At 64.9% G+C, this 1,703-nt stretch carries 2 protein-coding genes; both read right to left on the bottom strand.

Translation table 11 applies throughout. The features are described from left to right. Nucleotides 1-187: 187 nt before the first annotated feature. Entirely contained in the window at nucleotides 188-1,546 is a 1,359-nt protein-coding gene (locus AC1DSN_RS22190) for a sensor histidine kinase (RefSeq protein ID WP_477332947.1), read from the bottom strand. After that, the coding region (locus AC1DSN_RS22185) for a winged helix-turn-helix domain-containing protein (RefSeq protein WP_477332949.1) at nucleotides 1,530-1,703 on the bottom strand (174 nt) is incomplete at its 5' end. The genes AC1DSN_RS22190 and AC1DSN_RS22185, both read right to left, overlap by 17 nt.

Below are 1,703 nucleotides of genomic sequence, written 5' to 3'. Positions count from 1 at the left end.
CCCCTTGGCCAAGGCCTTCTACGAGCAACTCGTCCGCCGTGGAAAGAAGAAGCGCCAAGCCCTCACGGCGGTCATGCGTAAGTACCTGACAGGCCTGTGGGCCTGTCTGCAGAACAACGAGAACTTCGATACCTCGAAGCTCTTCAGCCCTGAACACCTCAAGAACGCTTGACGGCCAAGAGAGTATCTACAAAGAGCTAGGCAGCCGAACCGGCAAGGCTGTTGGCAGCCTTACGGAGAACCTGGCCCCACCCCCTGGTGCCTCCGTCAGCCGGATATCGCCCCCATGCCGGGCAACGATCTCCTGGACGAGGTGCAACCCCAGGCCGGTCCCCACACTGCTCGGTCGCAACCGATAAAACGGCGTAAAAACCTTCGCCCGCTCTCCCTCCGGAATGCCCGGCCCCTCGTCGCTGATCTCGAACACGCCCCCTTCCATCACGGCCACGTGGATCAGCCCCCTGCCTCCCGCATGGGCGATGGCGTTCTGGATCAGGTTGGTCACCGCCCGGGACAACGAGAGGCGGTCGCCCATGATCACGACGGCGTGATCGGGCGCGTCCATGGCCAGCTCGTAGCCCGCATCGAGCACCAACGGTGCCACGTCGGCACTCACTTCGCGCACGAGGGTGACCAGGTCCAGCGGCTCGAACGCCGTCACCTGCTTGCCCAGCCGCTGGAGGTCGAGCAGCTGCTCGGCGATATTGGCCAGACGAGCAAKGTCGGTCAGCAGGCGCGTTCGCGCCTCACCGTGCGGCAAGGTGTCGAGCCTGGCCTCGAGAATGGCGATGGGTGCACGCAGCTCGTGCGCGGCGTCCACCAGGAAGCGGTCGCGCGCGTCATAGCCTTCGCCCAACCGCTTCAGTGCCAGGTTGAACGCACGCACCAGCGGCTGCAGTTCCCGCGGTACCGCGCCGTCCTCCAGCTGGGCGCCACGCTCGTCGATATTGATGCGCTGGGCCTGGTCGGCCACCTTGCCGACACCGGCCATCGACCGATGGATGAGCCATGGCACGGCGACAAGCGTCACCAACACCAGTGGCAAGCCGATACGCGTGCCGAGATACACGGAAATCTTGAAGAAAATGAGCGCGATGCCGAGGACCGGGGCGCCACCTACGATGACGTGGATCCGTCCGTGCGGCGTGTTTTCCACGATGACTCGCATGGCCAGTTCATAGGGTGCGCTCGTCGTGTGGACTTCAGAGGCTTCCAACGTAGACAGCGAACCCACCAGCGAGCGATACGCCTGCGGCACATTCCCGTGGCTAAGCCGATGCCCTTGCTCGTCCTCGACCGCGAACCAGATGCGCGGTTCGCTATCGAGGACGGCGCGCATGTCGCCGTCGGTGTGCAGGTGCATCGCGCCATCGTCGACGGTGACCGCGCGTGCAATGTCACGCGCCATGTCTTCGTCGATATAGGCCGCCCGCGTGTTGAGGATGCTCCAGGTCAGCGCGGCGATGGTCGCGACCAGGATCACGATCTGCAGCACGCTGAGCCGGACACCCAGCAGGACGGTGAGCGATTTAGCCCGCCTGCCCATCGCGCACCCCCCGCAGCAGGTAGCCAATCCCGCGGATCACGTGGATCTCGACGCTCGCGTTCGCCTCCACGAGCGCCCGCCGCAGCTTCGACACGTGGGCATCCAGCGCGTTCGACTGGATCGCGTCGTCGAAACCGTAGACCGCCTCCTGCAGTAC

The sequence above is a fragment of the Luteibacter sp. P4_D7_3 genome (assembly GCF_056401735.1).
Note: the sequence above shows the minus strand (reverse complement) of the source record. Positions and strands in the feature narration are given on the sequence as shown.